The sequence below is a fragment of the Vibrio sp. 2433-A1 genome, from assembly GCF_056726085.1.
In genome coordinates this window covers 112612-128930 of the sequence record NZ_JBRESC010000009.1, presented here as the reverse complement: position 1 = coordinate 128930, position 16319 = coordinate 112612, and the positions used below count along the sequence as shown (strand labels likewise).

General features: G+C 42.9%; 16 protein-coding genes and 1 pseudogene. 12 read left to right on the top strand and 5 right to left on the bottom strand.

Going from position 1 to position 16319, the window contains the following annotated elements:
• Positions 1-242: 242 nt before the first annotated feature.
• The 3 genes and pseudogenes from ACU01J_RS11270 to ACU01J_RS11260 all read left to right on the top strand — a co-directional run.
• Positions 243-1061: an ABC transporter substrate-binding protein gene (locus ACU01J_RS11270; RefSeq protein ID WP_481085801.1), complete on the top strand. Its 819-nt coding sequence runs from the start codon at positions 243-245 to the stop codon at positions 1059-1061.
• Between the two features lie 6 nt (positions 1062-1067).
• The gene (locus tag ACU01J_RS11265) at positions 1068-1766 is read left to right on the top strand and encodes an ABC transporter permease (RefSeq protein WP_481085800.1); all 699 of its coding nucleotides are present in this window, start codon (positions 1068-1070) and stop codon (positions 1764-1766) included.
• Positions 1767-1773: 7 nt separating this feature from the next.
• Positions 1774-2421: pseudogene (locus ACU01J_RS11260) on the top strand (energy-coupling factor ABC transporter ATP-binding protein); the annotation flags it as partial.
• A gap of 120 nt (positions 2422-2541) precedes the next feature.
• On the opposite strand, the gene ACU01J_RS11255 reads toward ACU01J_RS11260, so the two are convergent.
• Positions 2542-3114, bottom strand: a complete 573-nt coding sequence (locus ACU01J_RS11255) for a porin family protein (RefSeq protein ID WP_481085799.1) — start codon at positions 3112-3114, stop codon at positions 2542-2544.
• A 193-nt stretch (positions 3115-3307) separates the two neighbouring features.
• Between ACU01J_RS11255 and mobA the strand changes: the two genes are divergently transcribed.
• From mobA to ACU01J_RS11235, 4 genes are all read left to right on the top strand, one after another.
• The gene (mobA, locus tag ACU01J_RS11250; RefSeq protein ID WP_481085798.1) at positions 3308-3892 is read left to right on the top strand and encodes a molybdenum cofactor guanylyltransferase MobA; all 585 of its coding nucleotides are present in this window, start codon (positions 3308-3310) and stop codon (positions 3890-3892) included.
• Positions 3892-5667 carry a bifunctional molybdopterin-guanine dinucleotide biosynthesis adaptor protein MobB/molybdopterin molybdotransferase MoeA gene (locus ACU01J_RS11245; protein WP_481085797.1) on the top strand — a complete coding sequence of 592 codons (1776 nt, stop codon included), beginning with the start codon at positions 3892-3894 and terminating at the stop codon, positions 5665-5667. The genes mobA and ACU01J_RS11245 overlap by 1 nt, the downstream gene beginning before the upstream one ends.
• Before the next feature lie 57 nt (positions 5668-5724).
• A complete protein-coding gene (locus tag ACU01J_RS11240; RefSeq protein ID WP_053441289.1) occupies positions 5725-5991 on the top strand; it encodes a DUF2960 domain-containing protein in 267 nt (88 codons plus the stop codon).
• A 189-nt stretch (positions 5992-6180) separates the two neighbouring features.
• The gene (locus ACU01J_RS11235) at positions 6181-8676 is read left to right on the top strand and encodes a sensor domain-containing phosphodiesterase (protein WP_481085796.1); all 2496 of its coding nucleotides are present in this window, start codon (positions 6181-6183) and stop codon (positions 8674-8676) included.
• Between the two features lie 58 nt (positions 8677-8734).
• On the opposite strand, the gene nagK is transcribed toward ACU01J_RS11235, so the two are convergent.
• On the bottom strand, positions 8735-9643 hold the full coding sequence (nagK, locus tag ACU01J_RS11230; protein WP_481085795.1) for an N-acetylglucosamine kinase: 909 nt from the start codon (positions 9641-9643) through the stop codon (positions 8735-8737).
• A 141-nt stretch (positions 9644-9784) separates the two neighbouring features.
• Positions 9785-10525 (bottom strand): tRNA-uridine aminocarboxypropyltransferase, encoded by a 741-nt coding sequence (locus ACU01J_RS11225; RefSeq protein ID WP_481085794.1) that lies wholly within the window; start codon positions 10523-10525, stop codon positions 9785-9787.
• 71 nt (positions 10526-10596) lie between these two features.
• Between ACU01J_RS11225 and ACU01J_RS11220 the strand changes: the two genes are divergently transcribed.
• Complete coding sequence (locus tag ACU01J_RS11220) at positions 10597-11388, top strand: sterol desaturase family protein (RefSeq protein ID WP_481085793.1); 792 nt, start codon at positions 10597-10599, stop codon at positions 11386-11388.
• 129 nt (positions 11389-11517) lie between these two features.
• Positions 11518-12072 carry a C40 family peptidase gene (locus ACU01J_RS11215; protein ID WP_481085792.1) on the top strand — a complete coding sequence of 185 codons (555 nt, stop codon included), beginning with the start codon at positions 11518-11520 and terminating at the stop codon, positions 12070-12072.
• A gap of 13 nt (positions 12073-12085) precedes the next feature.
• On the opposite strand, the gene ACU01J_RS11210 is transcribed toward ACU01J_RS11215, so the two are convergent.
• Positions 12086-12430, bottom strand: a complete 345-nt coding sequence (locus ACU01J_RS11210) for a DUF3802 family protein (protein WP_481085791.1) — start codon at positions 12428-12430, stop codon at positions 12086-12088.
• A gap of 339 nt (positions 12431-12769) precedes the next feature.
• On the opposite strand from ACU01J_RS11210, the gene ACU01J_RS11205 reads away from it, so the two are divergent.
• Positions 12770-13636 (top strand): fructosamine kinase family protein, encoded by an 867-nt coding sequence (locus tag ACU01J_RS11205; RefSeq protein ID WP_481085790.1) that lies wholly within the window; start codon positions 12770-12772, stop codon positions 13634-13636.
• Positions 13637-13874: 238 nt separating this feature from the next.
• Positions 13875-14078 carry a CPXCG motif-containing cysteine-rich protein gene (locus tag ACU01J_RS11200; protein WP_394125521.1) on the top strand — a complete coding sequence of 68 codons (204 nt, stop codon included), beginning with the start codon at positions 13875-13877 and terminating at the stop codon, positions 14076-14078.
• 102 nt (positions 14079-14180) lie between these two features.
• On the opposite strand, the gene ACU01J_RS11195 is transcribed toward ACU01J_RS11200, so the two are convergent.
• Positions 14181-14795, bottom strand: a complete 615-nt coding sequence (locus tag ACU01J_RS11195) for a riboflavin synthase subunit alpha (RefSeq protein ID WP_481085789.1) — start codon at positions 14793-14795, stop codon at positions 14181-14183.
• 142 nt (positions 14796-14937) lie between these two features.
• Between ACU01J_RS11195 and ACU01J_RS11190 the strand changes: the two genes are divergently transcribed.
• Positions 14938-16308, top strand: coding sequence for an MATE family efflux transporter (locus tag ACU01J_RS11190; RefSeq protein WP_481085788.1), 1371 nt, complete (start codon positions 14938-14940; stop codon positions 16306-16308).
• The last annotated feature ends 11 nt before the right edge of the window (positions 16309-16319 follow it).

The following is a 16319-nucleotide window of genomic DNA, read 5'->3' as shown; positions in this document are numbered from 1 at the left end:
TCATGAGGTTATTGGGACAGAGTGTACCAAGTTTATTCGGCAACAACTGTTTGAATGTGAGACATTTTGTCCCGGATCAAATTTTAGCATGCTAAGTCATTGAAATTAAGCTTGAAAATGGTCACAAAGTTTTGGCATTAAGATTGCTTTATATGCGTTCCAGTTTATAACGAAAACTGCGGAATTGGTTTTACACATTTCAGATTAAAAACCGAAATCAATTAAAAACGGATAAAAACAACATGAAAGCAATCACTTTTACTCTCGCGACAGCGTCTTTGGCCTTAGTTAGTTATTCCGCATCAGCAGCAGGCGACAATACTCACGTCCGACTCGCGACTACAACCAGTACTTACCACTCAGGCCTTCTGGACTATCTTCTACCTAAATTTGAAAAAGACACGGGCTATAAGGTGGATGTTATCGCCGCTGGTACAGGCAAATCCCTTAAGATGGGACAAAATGGCGATGTGGATCTTGTGATGACACACGCGCCAAAAGCAGAAGCTAACTTTGTTGAAAAAGGCTACGGCGTTCTGCCAAGAAAACTGATGTATAACGACTTTGTGATCGTTGGGCCACATGATGATCCAGCGAAAGTCAGTGCTCAGAAAGACGTTACTCATGTATTTAAGAGTATCGCAAACAGTAATGTAACTTTTGTGTCTCGTGGCGATGATTCTGGAACACATAAGAAAGAAAAAGGCATTTGGGAACAAACCAAAATTGAACCTAACTTCGGTGGATACCGCAGCGTAGGTCAAGGTATGGGGCCTACGCTAAACATGGCGAACGAAATGCAAGGCTACACCCTGACTGACCGTGGTACATGGCTAGCATACAAGAACAAGCTTGATCTAGAGATCTTGTTCCAAGGTGACAAGCAGTTGTTTAACCCATACCAAGTTATCCTAGTGAACCCTGAGCGTTACCCAAGCATCAACTACCAAGGTGCAAAAGAGTTCAGCGATTGGTTGGTTAATCCTCGCGGTCAAGACCTGATCAATAAGTTCAAGTTGCAGGGCAAACAGTTGTTTGTCGCAAATGCTAACGAGAAATAACTCTCTATGAGCCTATGGCAAACCACCTTAGATGCGCTCACTCTACTAGTGAGTTTTGATACTGAGCTATGGGAGATCGTTGCGGTCTCCTTTAGCGTGTCACTATCTGCAATATCGATTGTTTTGTTTCCAGCGATTCTGTTGTCGTTTGTGCTCGCATACACCAACTTTACAGGTAAATGGTTACTTCTATCACTTGTGAACACTTTGCAAGCGATACCAACAGTCGTTATCGGCCTTCTCCTGTACATGATGCTGTCACGCTCTGGCCCACTTGGAGACTGGCAGATGCTGTTTACGCAAAAGGCAATGATCGTAGGTCAAATGCTCATAGGCTTCCCCGTTTTAGTTTCGATGATGCATGGCGCATTGCAATCGAGCGATCGCCGTGCTGTTGAGACATCAATAACACTTGGAGCATCTATTCCACGCATTGTAGCGACCATGATTTGGGAAACTCGCTTCCCTCTTCTCGCTGCTGCTATTGCCGCGTTTTCTCGTATTGTTACTGAAGTTGGTTGTTCAACTATGGTAGGCGGTAACATCATGGGGATTACTCGTAACATTCCAACTGCAATCGCAATGGAGAGCCATAAAGGGGCATTTGCACAAGGTGTTGCGCTCGGCATTGTGTTACTTGCTCTTGCGCTGGTTTTGAATTTCATTCTGACCAGTATGCGTGGTAAAGGTTACTTAAGGAGCTAGGCCCTGTATGACAATAAAAATAACGGCACAGCAACTCTCTATGCGTTTCAAAGAACGCGTGCTATTCCATATACCTTCACTTTCCATCGGGCCAAATGATGCTATCTATCTAAAAGGGGATAATGGTGTCGGTAAAACAACTCTGCTTAAGATTTTATCAGGGTTGATCAAACCCACAACGGGCAATGTCGTCGCACCAAACGACATTTGGCTACATCGTCTATTTCCGTGCAGTGGTCGAAAAGACGTTATTTATCTGCATCAATCACCTTATTTATTCGATGGTACGGTTTACGAGAACGTTGTTTACGGCATTCGCTATCAAAAGCAAGAGACAAAAGATAGACGATCTCGAGTGATCAAAGCATTACGCATGGTGGGTTTGGAAACGTTAGCGGATGAACATATTTCCGTTCTGTCCGGGGGAGAAAAGCAAAGGGTCGCTATGGCTCGAGCATGGATTCTTAAACCCTCAATTTTACTGATGGATGAACCCAGCGCTTCATTAGACCAGGAATCCATTGAACGCTTGATTGTGATGGCCAAAGATTTGTTAGCGCACGGTTCTAGCCTTGTGATCACAAGTCACCAGCAAAACGCACTGACTAAGCTATGCAATAAACAGTGGTTAATACACGAATGTACACTCAAAGAGTTATCAAATATGGAACCAATTGAAAACAACGTTGTTAGTCTTAAAGATTCTTCGTTGGATATAAAATTCCGTCACAATTAGGGAGTTATTGTCTAACCCCCTAACTAGGATGGCGCTCATCTAAAATTTATAGGATGCGCCAACTGATACGGAGCTGAATGCCAGAGTGCCATCGTCTTCGCTAACATTGTTTTGGTTAGGAGTATTGTCCAGGGCAACACCATCAGCCTGAGAAATGGCTCTTAGAGTCAAGTTTGGAACAGGCGAATATTCTACGCCGACACCAAAGTGGAAACCGCCGCCAGTATCGTCCGTTAGAAGCGCGTTCTCGTTCGCATTGAGGTCAACACGACTTAAACCAACCAATGCAAATGGGCGAATTGAGTTATCAAATGTGTAACCAAGATTGGCAGACACTGAAGTCGTCGTAGGATTCATGGCCTTTTTGCCTTTGGCTTTCATATTGCCATAATCGTTATAGTTTACTTCAACACCAACGATACGGTTAAAATAGTAACCACCATAAACGTTATACCCTAGGCCATCTGCATCGAGATCTTGGTAATTGTCCGTTGTTGCTGACTGTACGATCCCAACCCCTGCCCCCAAATAAGGGCCGCTAATAGAACTCGCAGCTGAAGCGTTAACAGCAAGTAATAACAAAGGCAGTGTTACAAGCACTTGTTTCTTCATGACAGAATTATCCTATTTTTACGATTTCATTTGATGTTATGCGATTCGATTAACTTTTTAAATGAATATATATGAAACCTAACTTACCAACTCATTGTTCATGCTGGTGCGATAATCACAGTTAACAGCTTGTTTGAAACACTAGATTTGTTAAAGTTCAGTATTAATATCACTCGGGTCACAGACTTCTAAAATGATTTATTCACATCAAACCTGCTGGGTTGTTCTCGCGGGTGGCCAGGCTAGCCGAATGGGGGGACAGGATAAAGGATTAATCCTTTTGAACGACAAACCCTTAATCCAGCATGTTATCGATCGCCTTAGCAAGCAAACGGATCAGATTCTGATTAATGCCAATAGAAATCAATCAATATACCAACAATATGGAAAGGTGTTTGCTGACCAATTTAAAAATTACCCAGGCCCTATGGGAGGCATTCACGCCGGCTTACAGTATGCTGAAAATGAGTGGGTTGGCTTTGTGCCATGCGATAGTCCACAAATAAATCACGATCTTGTCGCGCGCTTTTGTAATGCGGTAACAAGCGATACAGAAATTCTAGTTGCTCATGATGGTAATCATCAGCAACCAGTTTTCACCCTTTACCACAAATCTGTGCTAGATAGATTAACGGCATTCCTAGAGCGAGGCGATCGTAAGATCATCTTACTGTACAACGAATGTAATACTAAATATGTCGATTTTAGCGACTCTCCTCAATGCTTTGTCAACTTGAACACGCCAGAAGAGTTGGCACAATTTGGTACGATTAATTAATGAATTTTCAACTGCCTATCCCAATTTTAGGTTTTGCCGCGTATTCAGGTACCGGGAAAACAACCCTTTTAGAAGCATTACTACCAAAGCTTACCGAAGCTGGCCTGCGCATTGGTATGCTCAAGCATGCTCACCATAATTTTGATGTCGATAAAGAAGGCAAAGATAGCTACCGTCTAAGAAAAGCTGGCGCTTCACAAATGCTGATTTCATCTCGCAATCGCTTTGCTTTGATGACAGAAACGCCAGAGGCAGAATCGGAATTTGAATACCTGCTAACAAGATTTGATACAGACAAGCTCGATGTCATTCTGGTTGAAGGTTGTAAAAATATTGCCTTTCCCAAAATTGAATTGCATAGAGAAGTCGTTGGCAAGCCTTGGCTCTACCCTAGCGACGACAACATCATTGCTCTTGCAGCCGATAGCGAAGTGACAGATTCAGCGCTACCGCAAATGAACATCAATGATCTTGATGCAATCAGTGCCTTCGTTGTGGATTATGTCGCTCGCCAAACAAACCCAGTTGAGACTAAATCTGAAGGCGCTTGCTGCGATACCTTATCTCCGGCATTTCTGTCGGTAACGCAAGGTCAGGAAAAGATCCTTTCGATGGTAAACCGTGTCGAAGGTACAGAAACGTGTACGATGGTCGAAGCGTCAGGACGTGTGTTATCAGATGATATCACCTCTCCTGTTAACGTTCCTCAGTATACCAACTCCGCTATGGATGGGTACGCTATCCGCGGCGAAGATATCGGTCTTGCTGAGTATCAAGTCGTGGGTGAAGTGATGGCGGGTTACGCACACAATGCGCCGCTACTTCCAGGGCAAGCGGTGAAGATCATGACAGGTGCTCCTACTCCCCTAGGCGCTGATACCGTCATCATGCGTGAACAATCAACGAACAGAGGTGACACCGTCACATTTAGTGCCGATATCAAAGTGGGACAAAATGTCCGCCAAGCAGGTGAAGACTTAGCGATAGGAGCTGCTGTCTTTAACCAAGGTCAACGTCTTTCTGCTCCAGAAATGGGCATGTTAGCGTCACTGGGTTTTGGTGAGTGCACGGTTTTCCGTAAATTGAAAGTCGCGGTTTTTTCTACTGGCGATGAAGTTCAGGCGCCGGGCACCGAGCAAAAAGAAAATTCCATCTACGATTCAAACCGCTTTGCCATCATGGGTATGTTACAAGCACTTGGCTGTGAGATTCTCGACTACGGCATTATCGAAGATAACGAAGAACTGATGATTCAAGCGCTCGAAGAAGCCTCGCAAAATGCTGATGTAGTGATGACTTCAGGGGGTGTTTCAGTCGGTGATGCGGACTACATTAAACTTGCACTAGGTAAGCTAGGGCAGATCGATTTTTGGCGTATTAACATGCGTCCAGGCCGCCCACTCGCTTTTGGCCAAATCAGTAATAAACCGTTTTTCGGTCTGCCGGGTAACCCCGTCGCTGTAATGGTTTCCTTCATCAACTTCGTTGAGCCAGCATTACGTAAGATGCAAGGAGAAGTCGATTGGCAGCCACTTAAAGTTCATGCTGTTGCGACAGAGAACTTACGCTCTCGCCAGGGGCGTACTGAATTCAGTCGTGGTGTATACGAACTTGACTCTCGTGGTCAACTCACCGTTAGAACTACAGGTAAACAAGGCTCGGGAATTCTTCGCTCTGTGAGTGAAGCAAACTGCCTAATTGAAATTTCTCCTGCTGTCGATACAGTTAAGGTTGGAGAAAGCGTGACAATTATCCCACTTCAAGGCAGAATCTAACCTTCAAAGTATAAGGCCAGTCATCTGGCCTTTTGTTTTACTTACTCGGAATCATTTATGGCTCGTACAATTCTTTATACCTACAAGAACGAAGATAAAACGCTTACGTTTTCTTACCAACAACACCGCAATATCCATGAAGCGGTGGCTGAAGCGGAAGGTATTGATATTTCAGAATATCTAAAGATGGAGCAGCAAATTGAAGCGATATCGGATACCAAATCCATGCGTAATTATCGCGATAATCACTTCAGAAAATTAGGATTCGGTAAGATTACCCTCGCTCAGAAAGAAAACTTGGGCGTCGGAAAGAAAAACAAATAGAGTCATATGGGCCAGTATCATCAACTGGCCTATTTTATTTGTTCGTTAGTAATCCGTAACATTCCTTTGTGCCAATTATTTCATTATTGTTATCGAGATCGTCGCACGTTAAATATCAAACTGATATCCTATCAACAAAGATTCATAATCTTTACTTATAATGTTTAAACAATAGGAAATTAGCTTTCGATGGACTCCCTCATCAAGGGTGTTATCTTCTCCCACAATGAAGAAGAGCTTTACGCCAACTGTCTTAAAGAAGTTTATTCTCGTTACCAACCAACGCACTGTCTTATAGCCGAATACGATTTACACTCTAAGTTGGCCAACACACTTCATTATTTAGTCAAAGGTGAAATGGCTTCCAACATCTCGTACAGCTTAGTCGGAAGCCCCTGTGAACAAGTACTGAATGATAAACGTATCTGTACATATCCTTCTCAGATTCAACAGCGTTTTCCTGAAGACATTGCACTGCAGCACTTAAATGCTGAAAGTTACGTTGGAATCCCACTTCAATCCACGGATGGAACAATCGTGGGCGTACTGGCTCTGCTATTTGATGATACTCTCACAGTGGAATCTCTCGATGAAGATTGGCTGCTTACCATCGGTTTTTTGGTCGGAAAGGCGATTCTTCAGCACAGTTTGACTCGGCAAAAAAATACACTACTGCGCCAGTTACAACGTTCGGAACAGATCACTCAATCTTGCTCTTGGCGCTGGGATGTAGAGAAAGACAAATTCAAATACTCTTCCAACTTAAATACGATGTTTAGCTTATCCATCGATACAAAATTATCGTTTTACGAGTTTTTCAATCACTACATATTTAAATCATGTGAGCAATACAACAAGCTTTTGGCAAACGATTGTGAACATGAGCAAGTGACAACCACGATTATTCATAGTGAAGATTCCAAGTCTAACCTTGATTTGGAGATCACCTACAGCAAGCTTTATCACCCTAATGGTTCATTGAACCGTATTGAAGGGAACATTCGAAATATTTCGGATATATCTGAGCTTGTAAATGACCACCTCATCGCCAAGCGTGTTATCGAGTTGTCCAGCAGCGGCGTTATTCTGACCGACGCGAATAACCTCATCATAAACATGAACTCGAAAGCTGAAGAGATCACTGGCTACACTCTCCAAGAAATGTATAACCAGCCTCCTTCGACGTTCAGCTCTGATATACATGACCGCAAATTCTATAAGACGATGTGGCAGTCGATTGAATCGAGCGACCGTTGGTCTGGTGAAGTGTGGAACAAAACCAAATCAGGCGCTATTTACCCTGAGCAACTCTCTATTCATGTGGTTAGAGGACGCAAGGGAGATATTCAAAATTACATCGCCATTTTTGATGACCTAAGTTATAAAAAATCGATTGAGAACGAGCTACTCAAATACCGGAACAAGCAAGACTTCACCGGGTTGATGACTCGCACCAAGTTTATTCAGATGCTAGAGGACTACCCTGACCTTGTGGTGCTACTGGTCGACATTAGTCGTTTCTCTGAGATAAATAACCTCTATGGCGAAGAGTTTGGTAACAAGGTGCTTAGCTACGTCGGTCAGATTCTGTATACCAATTACAATGCAGAAAAGGTGAATATCTGTCGCTATGGCGCCGATCAGTTTGCACTCGCATGGAATTTAGCCAACGTGTCCGATATCGATCAGCTTATTTCAACCATCCGGTCAACGATCGAAGAAGAGTTTACTATTGATGGCAAGAGCATGAACTTAGCCGTTAATATTGGTTATTCCATTCCAGTTGAATCCACCAGCAATACGCATCCATTAACTAAAGCGTACTACGCGCTTGAAGAAGCAAAATCCCAACTGCCCCCTAGTACAGTGAGATACTCAGACTACTTAGAGCAATATGTTGAGCGCAAGCATCAGCTCGGCATATTGCTTAAACAGGCCTTGGATGAAGAGCGCTTGCATGTTGAATATCAACCTATCTATGACTTACAAACTCGAACTATTGTTAAGTTTGAGGCTCTTGCTCGCTGGGTCGAAGGTGATCAAAACATTTTCCCATTTGAGTTTATCCCAATTGCGGAAGAGCTTGGCTATATCTCCCAATTAGGTAACTTGATCCTCAAAAAAGTGTGTAACGATATTCTATCGATGAAAGCATTAGGGTTTGAGTCGATCGCAATATCAGTCAACCGCTCGATTGAAGAATTACTCAATGAGAATATCGATGCCTGCTCTATCATCAACCAATTGGATCAATCGGGGTTAACTACCCAAGATGTCATTATCGAAATCACAGAGTCGATCCCGCTTGAAGATAAACCTCAAGTACAAGAATTATTGGCGAGTTTAAGAAAGCGTGGGCTTAAATTGGCACTGGATGACTTCGGTACTGGCTTTGCGTCATTCTCTAATTTAATGAAAAATACCGTCGATCTATTAAAAATTGATCGTTCGTTTATTCGTGATATTGAAAGTGATAAAAACAATGCCGTGCTAGTGGAATCGGTCAATCTGCTCGCGAGTCAGTTAGGGCTTGATGTCATTGCGGAAGGCGTTGAAACTAAACAACAACTTGAGTTGCTTGAGTCAATGGGTTGTCGTTATATCCAAGGCTACTATATTAGTAAGCCGGTTCCTTTCGATAAGGCCATGACATTGCTTGAAAAATACAACGAGCACAGTTACTAATCTTTACTTTATCAACCACAAAAAAGAGCTTGCCGTAGCAAGCTCTTTTTTAGTTCTATTACTTGATATTCAAGAATGCCGCGCCACGAACACCGCCTGAATCACCGTGCTTCGCTTTGACGATCTTAGGGCATTTAGCAACTGACAGAAGATACTTAGGCACACGCTTTGGCATCTCTTCGTAAATAAGTTCGAAGTTTGATAAGCCACCGCCAAGTGCAACCACATGTGGGTCATTCGCAGTAAAGATATTAGCAAAGCAAATCGCCAACAGCTCCATGAAACGCTCAACATGTTCAAGTGCTTTCGATTCACCTTCTTGGTATGCGTTGATGATCTCAATTGCTTTCTTCTCTTCACCAAAGTAGTGAGAGTAAATCAGCTCAAAACCACGGCCAGAAAGGTAGCTATCTAGGCAGCCTTTCTTACCACAACCACAACCTAATAAAGGTGCGTTGTCACCTAAATGGAACCAAGCATCTAGCGGTAAACGCGTATGGCCAATCTCACCGGCAACGTGGTTACGTCCAGAGAAAACAGCGCCATCATAAATTAAACCGCCACCGAAACCAGTACCAAGGATAAGACCCATAACTGAAGGTTGATCTTTTAATTCGTCATCCCACGCTTCAGATAAGGCGAAACAGTTAGCGTCGTTTTCAATTTTAACACTACGACCAATTTTCGCTTCAAGGTCTGCGCGTAACGACTTACCTTTTGCAGCGGGAACATTAACCGTCAGAACAGTACCATCATCGGCATCTTCCATACCTGGTAGACCTAAGCCAATTTTACCTTCGCAACCAAACTCTTGGTCATACTTATTAACTAAACCAGCGATGGTTTCGACTAATTGCTCATAGTCTTCGGTTGGTGTTGGAGTGCGCTCTGTCGCCACTCTTTCCAACTTATCGTTAAACGCACCAAACTCAATCTTAGTGCCACCAACGTCAAAGCCGTAGTACATTTCATCTCTCCCAGACAATATTCATAAAATTTCTAATTTTTTCATTATCCATATTGCTACGCCTACAAACTGTGATTTAGAACCAGTTTAGCTGTGAGATAGAGTTAAGTGCGCACTCTCTATCCAACCAAAGCGCAAATATTAGAGTGATTTCTCGTTTCCGAATTGTGCTAAGAATTGTTTCAGGGCCGGTCGAGATTCATCAGGTTTGTGGCGTGTTTTACTGTTCATGTATGACTCTCTAAAAACATTAAACCAAGCAGATAATGTTTCAGAGACTTTCAACTGCCCTAACTCTTTAAATACTAAAATCGCAACTTCTGCTGTTGCGAGATGTTGCTCGTTCTCAGAACGCCTCATCATGTATTGAGACACTTCTGTAGGGCTGATTGACAGTACAGGTAAAGAATCTAAATAAGGTGACTTCTTGAAGATACGCCTTGCTTCACGCCAACTCCCATCCAAGAAAATAAGTAGCGGCTTTTTATCTGACTCTGGCGGTGTCTGATCGCTAAATAGTAACCGACTCTTGTCTTCAACATATTCGGCGGGGAAGACAACAATCGGTTGATAGTCTGGATTTTCTAGTAGATCCAACATCTCTTGCTCAGGTTCTGTGCGACTCCATTGAAATGCATACCCTTCTTTGACCGTATCGAGAATCAATCGACCCGTATTACTAGGCTTAAACACTTCATTTTCCGACATCAGCAACATCACAGCTAAGTCACTCTCAATATCAGGCTGATACTGACAAAGGCAGTCTTTTTGTGAGACTTGGCAGTATTGACAACGAGAGACTTTACTCCCACGTGCGTTAAACGGCTTAGTTGAACGCTCTAGGCGTTGCTGATACAAGTGATGAAAGGCGTGGATTCTCATGGCGTATCGTAGATAATAAACAGGGGGAGCAAGTGTACCCTCCCATTTTTCAGTTGCAAGGATTAGTAAGAATGCAGAACCCAGAATTGATTCGTTTAAGCTTTTTCGTCAGCGTACTGTTCTTATGCGCGTTCTGGGAGTGGGCAGTGCCAAGAAAAACACTTACGCAAAGTAAGATCTATCGATGGTTGAACAACCTAGGCTTAGTGGCATTCAATTCCGTCTGTTTAGCCTTATTTATGCCAATCTTAGCCTATGAGACTGCTGTTTATGCACAGCAACAACAACTTGGGCTATTTCACTCTATCGACTTTATTCCTTATCCTGCACTCATTGCTCTTTCTGTTTTGCTGATGGATTTCGCTATTTACCTTCAACATATGGTGTTTCATCGTGTTCCCCTGCTATGGCGCTTACATCGTATGCACCATGCCGATCAAGATATTGATGTTACGACCGGGAGCCGTTTCCATCCCATCGAAATTATCCTATCGATGTGGATTAAGGTCGGTTTGATCCTTGTACTAGGTGTTCCCCCGCTCGCGGTCATCATCTTCGAAATCGTGCTAAACGCCAGCGCAATGTTCAACCACAGCAATGCTTACCTGCCACTCAAGCTCGACCGTATATTAAGAAAAATCGTCGTTACACCAGACATGCACCGTGTTCATCACTCAGTGCTCGCCAAAGAAACCCATTCTAACTTTGGTTTCTTTTTGTCAGTGTGGGACAGATGGTTTGGGACCTATCGCGCCCAACCGATGGCGGGACACGATAAGGTATTGATTGGCATACCACAATTCCAACGTCCTAAGGAGCAGCGAATTGACAGGATGCTTACTCAACCATTTCGTAATGATTAGATCACGTACTTATGCAGCATCGCTTGTGGTTTTTGTCGCTAACGAAATTTAGTTAGTATCATTTGAACTTACGATATCATTACCGTGTAGCAGAAAGTTCTAATACGAATATTTTATTGAAGGAATACTATGACCCGTTTGCTAAACTTCAGTTGTACAGAACTAGGCATTAAGGAAAAACTGCGGTTTGTGATCACCAGTAAATTGCTGCTGGCCACTTCCCTCTTGCTTGGCTGTTCAAGCAGACCAGACTTTGAAAACGCGCTGGTAGAAGCTAAGCCTATCACTGTTGAACAAGCAAATATTAAGAACTCTTTCTTGGATGTTTATAAGATATGGCAAGGTGCCCCTTATCGCTTGGGAGGCACGTCGCTAAATGGTGTGGACTGCTCGGCGTTCGTACAAACAGCATATGAAAAAGCGCTGGGGCTTAAGATTCCGCGCACAACACTTGCGCAAGTTAAGGTCGGAGAGGAAATAGAATATGAAGATGCAGAGATTGGGGATCTCGTCTTTTTCAAAACGACCCCCAAAACCCGTCATGTGGGTGTTTATCTAGGCAATAAACAATTTATGCATGCCTCAACCTCAAAAGGTGTGATTATTTCAAGGTTAGACAACCCTTACTGGGCTTCGAAGTATTGGCACATTCGACGAGTTGCTTATTCACCACAAACAAACTAGGTCGAAAGCGAAATCAATCGTACTTAGCGACAGCAGAATCAAATAAGTTTTTTAACAGGGCGATGTACTCATCGAGAAACCCTATTTGCTCATTAGTTGCAGGCCTTGTCCAAACACCAGCCAATACTTCTCCTAAATCTTCTACAACTGAGTCTGCTTCTTTGAGTAACTGGAAACGGACACTCGAATGGAGTTCTGGATTTTGTTCGAATATGGCCATAATATTACTCGCGACCATGTCGGTTACAACATCTTCTACACTTTCTGAGCCCGTATCTCCGTCATCGGAAGCAAATACGTCTAGATTAAAAGCTAAGTGCTCAATAAGAGCCAAGTAACCATCGGTTTCTACAACCACTGTTTATCTCCAAAATTGCGAACTCGGCGAGTTCCACCCTAATAATAGTAAGACATATCAATAAGAATACACAACTCACACCGAATCAGTTGCTGATAATTTATTCATCCGATTCAATATAGCGGATGTCACTTCAAATAGTAAATTGAGGATGATAACAACACAAACCTGTCAGGCAACAATAAATAACGAGACAAGTTTATGTCCTGACATAAATCACACTTTCACCAATGCGCTGTACAAATTCAGTAAATGGTTGAATTTTTTGCACTATGAATCAGAATTCACCATCAGCATATTCTACACTGTAAATATATCGAACCGGACGCAGGATATGTTATGTGGCAAGCCATCTCTAAACAGTTATCTGAGGTTTTATTATTTTCTTATGAAATTAAAGAAAAAACGAAGGTCCATGGGGGAGATATTAATGATTGCTATATGATTTCGGATGGTGAGCAGCGCTATTTCGTTAAGGTAAATAGACGTGACTTCTTAACCAAGTTCGAAGTTGAAGCAGAAAATATCCGTCTATTGCACGATAGCCGGACGGTGTTTGTTCCTGAGCTTGTTCTCACCGGAACATCGAAAGATCACTCATTCATAGTACTAAACTACCTACCGACTAAACCACTCGATGATAGTAAGAATAGTTTTTCCTTTGGTCAGCAACTCGCTCGCCTTCATCAATGGGGTGAGCAAAAAGAGTACGGGCTTGATCAAGATAACTATATTGGCGCTACCTTACAGCCGAATAAATGGGACCGAAAGTGGGCACGATTTTTTGCTGAGCAGCGCATCGGATGGCAGCTTCAACTATTGCGAGAGAAAGGCATTGATCTTGTTGATATTGGTGAGTTTACCCAACTGGTGCAAAACCGCTTAGCCAATCACCATCCCAAACCCGCCCTACTCCACGGCGATTTATGGCACGGAAATGTCGCAAACTCCGTATTCGGTGCTATTTGTTATGATCCAGCCTGTTACTGGGGTGACCGTGAGTGTGATATTGCCATGACCGAGCTGTTCGAAGGATTCCAAGCTGAATTCTATCAAGGCTATGAAAGTGTCGCTCCACTCGATTTAGGTTACAGTGAGCGTAAAGACATCTACAACCTGTACCATCTGCTTAACCACTACAATCAGTTTGGTGGACACTACCTAGATCAATCACAGAAACTAATAAAACAGATTTTATTATATTAATTGTAAATATTTCTTACCTTACAATGAGTTAGATATTTAGAATCTTGTAATTGTCAAACTGGAGCCTGTTCTTTGGTGACCTTAATAAGGGCCAAATTAATATTTCTTTAGCTCTATCAACTTTTGCACTTAATTCAGGTCTAACACTAACTTCTGAGCATATTATTACTATGTCTACAGGGAGTTTCTCAAAAACTGGTTTCTCTAGAGATGGTATAAAGATGTAAGGAATAGAGTTATGCGTAATTACACTGAAAAAATGGTTTCCTGCCCTCATTGCGGACACACTATAGGTATCACGTTAGATGCATCCAATGGCAATCAAAATTTCTATGATGATTGTCCAGCATGTTGCCACGCCATTCACTTAACGATGACAGTCAATGAACAAATGGATCAGATCGACCTTCTCATTGATGCCGATGACGAACAAATTTTCTAGTTAGCCAACTTCACATCCGTCAATTACGCACAATTAACGTGTTCTTATCCACCGAAGTAATAGGTAGCTGCCATAAACAGCTACCTATTTTTATTTTGAGTACTAAGCTAGGTTTTTATTCGCTAACACGCGCTCGACAGTATCAACTATCGCTTGAGTTTGAGGATCAAACTCAACATTAATCTTATCGCCGACTTTACGCACACCGAAAAGAGTGCGTTCTAGCGTTTCAGGGATAAGATGAACAGAAAAACGATTTTGTTCGACCTCACCAATCGTGAGAGAACAACCATCTAAGCCGATATAGCCTTTCGCTAACACATACTTAATTTTATCTTCTGGAATCTCAAACCAGATCGTGCGGTTGTTTGGTGAATCAATCACTTCAACAACTTCACCGACTAAACTAATATGCCCAGACATAGAGTGACCGCCAATTTCGTCACCAAACTTCGCCGCTCTCTCTATATTGACAGAATCGCCTTCTGTTAGAGATCCAAGGTTGGTCAATGCCAGCGTTGCTTGCATTAAATCGAAGTCGATTAAATCATCTTCTATGCGGGTAACCGTTAAACAGCAACCATTATGAGCAACGGAAGCGCCAATGGCTAAGCCATGACTCAACTCATCCGTTAGCTTTACTGTATGGGTTTGAAATTTATCTTTCTTCTTGATGGCAACAACTTCTGCCATTCCTTGCACAATTCCAGTAAACATTGTCCGTTTCCGTTAGTTTTTATTAGCGCTTAGTGTGACATTTCTTTATCATCGCACACAAACATTTTCTCTTTGATGAGAGTAAGGCTTTCCATCTCTTTCCCCTAGCCTTATTCTCGATTACCTAGTTTGGAGTTCTCCTTTGCATCGTTATAAAACTGAAGCAAATACCTTGATTAAACTCGCGACTCCTGTGCTTATTGCATCTGTCGCGCAAACAGGCATGGGCTTTGTCGATACGGTTATGGCAGGTGGCGTAAGTGCAACCGATATGGCCGCAGTGTCGATTGCAGCAAGCATTTGGCTGCCTTCTATTTTGTTTGGCGTTGGTTTGTTAATGGCGCTAGTTCCAGTCGTCGCACAGCTTAATGGCTCTGGTCGTCAGAAGAAAATCTCTTTCGAGATCCAACAAGGCATTGTAATGGCACTGCTTATTTCTGTGCCAATCTGTTTAGTTTTGCTACAAACAAAATTCATTTTGGGATTGATGGATGTAGAACAACTGATGGCGGATAAAACCATCGGCTACATGCATGCGGTGATTTATGCAGTTCCTGCCTTCTTATTGTTCCAAGCTTTACGCAGTTTGACTGATGGGATGTCATTAACAAAACCTGCAATGGTGATTGGCTTTATCGGCTTACTGATCAATATCCCTCTTAACTGGATATTCGTTTACGGTAAATTCGGTGCACCAGCGTTAGGCGGCGTTGGTTGTGGTGTGGCGACTGCGATTGTTTACTGGATAATGTTTGCTTTGTTATTGCTGTATGTACTAACGTCTGATCGCTTAGCGAAAGTCGAAGTATTTAAGACCTTCCACAAACCTGATACTGGCGCTTTACTCCGTCTATTAAAGCTAGGCTTCCCTGTTGCAGCCGCTATGTTTTTTGAAGTAACGCTGTTTGCCGTAGTGGCATTGCTTGTTGCACCGTTAGGCTCGCTCGTTGTGGCTGCTCACCAAGTTGCTATTAACTTCTCTTCATTGGTATTCATGTTACCCATGAGTATCGGTGCCGCGACAAGTATTCGTGTTGGTCATCGCCTTGGTGAAGAAAACGTTGAAGGTGCACGAATTGCGTCACACGTTGGTCTAATCGTTTCCGTCGCTTTAGCCTCAATGACAGCATTACTAACCATTACTTTTAGAGAGCAAATTGCCTTGCTGTATACGGACAACCGCGCGGTTATTAAAATGGCATTGCATCTACTGTTGTTTGCCGCAATCTACCAAATCACAGATGCTATTCAGGTCGTTGCTGCGGGTGCACTGCGTGGCTATAAAGATATGGCTGCAATCTTCAATCGTACGTTTATCGCTTATTGGGTTCTGGGCCTTCCAATTGGCTATATTCTCGCAATGACCGACTGGATCGTCGAACCAATGGGTGCTCAAGGCTTCTGGCTTGGCTTTATTATCGGCCTATCCTCTGCCGCCATCATGTTAGGTTTACGCCTACATTGGATGCATAAGCTTAGCGACAACGAACAGTTACAGCTGGCTTCGAAGTAAATAAAAAGGGT

Coding starts and splice junctions, on each gene's coding strand:
- ACU01J_RS11240 (WP_053441289.1), top strand. CDS start 5,725: ATGGCTCGTACAATTCTTTATACCTACAAGAACGAAGATAAAACGCTT.
- ACU01J_RS11235 (WP_481085796.1), top strand. CDS start 6,181: ATGGACTCCCTCATCAAGGGTGTTATCTTCTCCCACAATGAAGAAGAG.
- ACU01J_RS11225 (WP_481085794.1), bottom strand. CDS start 10,525: ATGAGAATCCACGCCTTTCATCACTTGTATCAGCAACGCCTAGAGCGT.
- ACU01J_RS11270 (WP_481085801.1), top strand. CDS start 243: ATGAAAGCAATCACTTTTACTCTCGCGACAGCGTCTTTGGCCTTAGTT.
- nagK (WP_481085795.1), bottom strand. CDS start 9,643: ATGTACTACGGCTTTGACGTTGGTGGCACTAAGATTGAGTTTGGTGCG.
- ACU01J_RS11255 (WP_481085799.1), bottom strand. CDS start 3,114: ATGAAGAAACAAGTGCTTGTAACACTGCCTTTGTTATTACTTGCTGTT.
- ACU01J_RS11200 (WP_394125521.1), top strand. CDS start 13,875: ATGCGTAATTACACTGAAAAAATGGTTTCCTGCCCTCATTGCGGACAC.
- ACU01J_RS11265 (WP_481085800.1), top strand. CDS start 1,068: ATGAGCCTATGGCAAACCACCTTAGATGCGCTCACTCTACTAGTGAGT.
- ACU01J_RS11215 (WP_481085792.1), top strand. CDS start 11,518: ATGACCCGTTTGCTAAACTTCAGTTGTACAGAACTAGGCATTAAGGAA.
- ACU01J_RS11205 (WP_481085790.1), top strand. CDS start 12,770: ATGTGGCAAGCCATCTCTAAACAGTTATCTGAGGTTTTATTATTTTCT.
- mobA (WP_481085798.1), top strand. CDS start 3,308: ATGATTTATTCACATCAAACCTGCTGGGTTGTTCTCGCGGGTGGCCAG.
- ACU01J_RS11220 (WP_481085793.1), top strand. CDS start 10,597: ATGCAGAACCCAGAATTGATTCGTTTAAGCTTTTTCGTCAGCGTACTG.
- ACU01J_RS11245 (WP_481085797.1), top strand. CDS start 3,892: ATGAATTTTCAACTGCCTATCCCAATTTTAGGTTTTGCCGCGTATTCA.
- ACU01J_RS11195 (WP_481085789.1), bottom strand. CDS start 14,795: ATGTTTACTGGAATTGTGCAAGGAATGGCAGAAGTTGTTGCCATCAAG.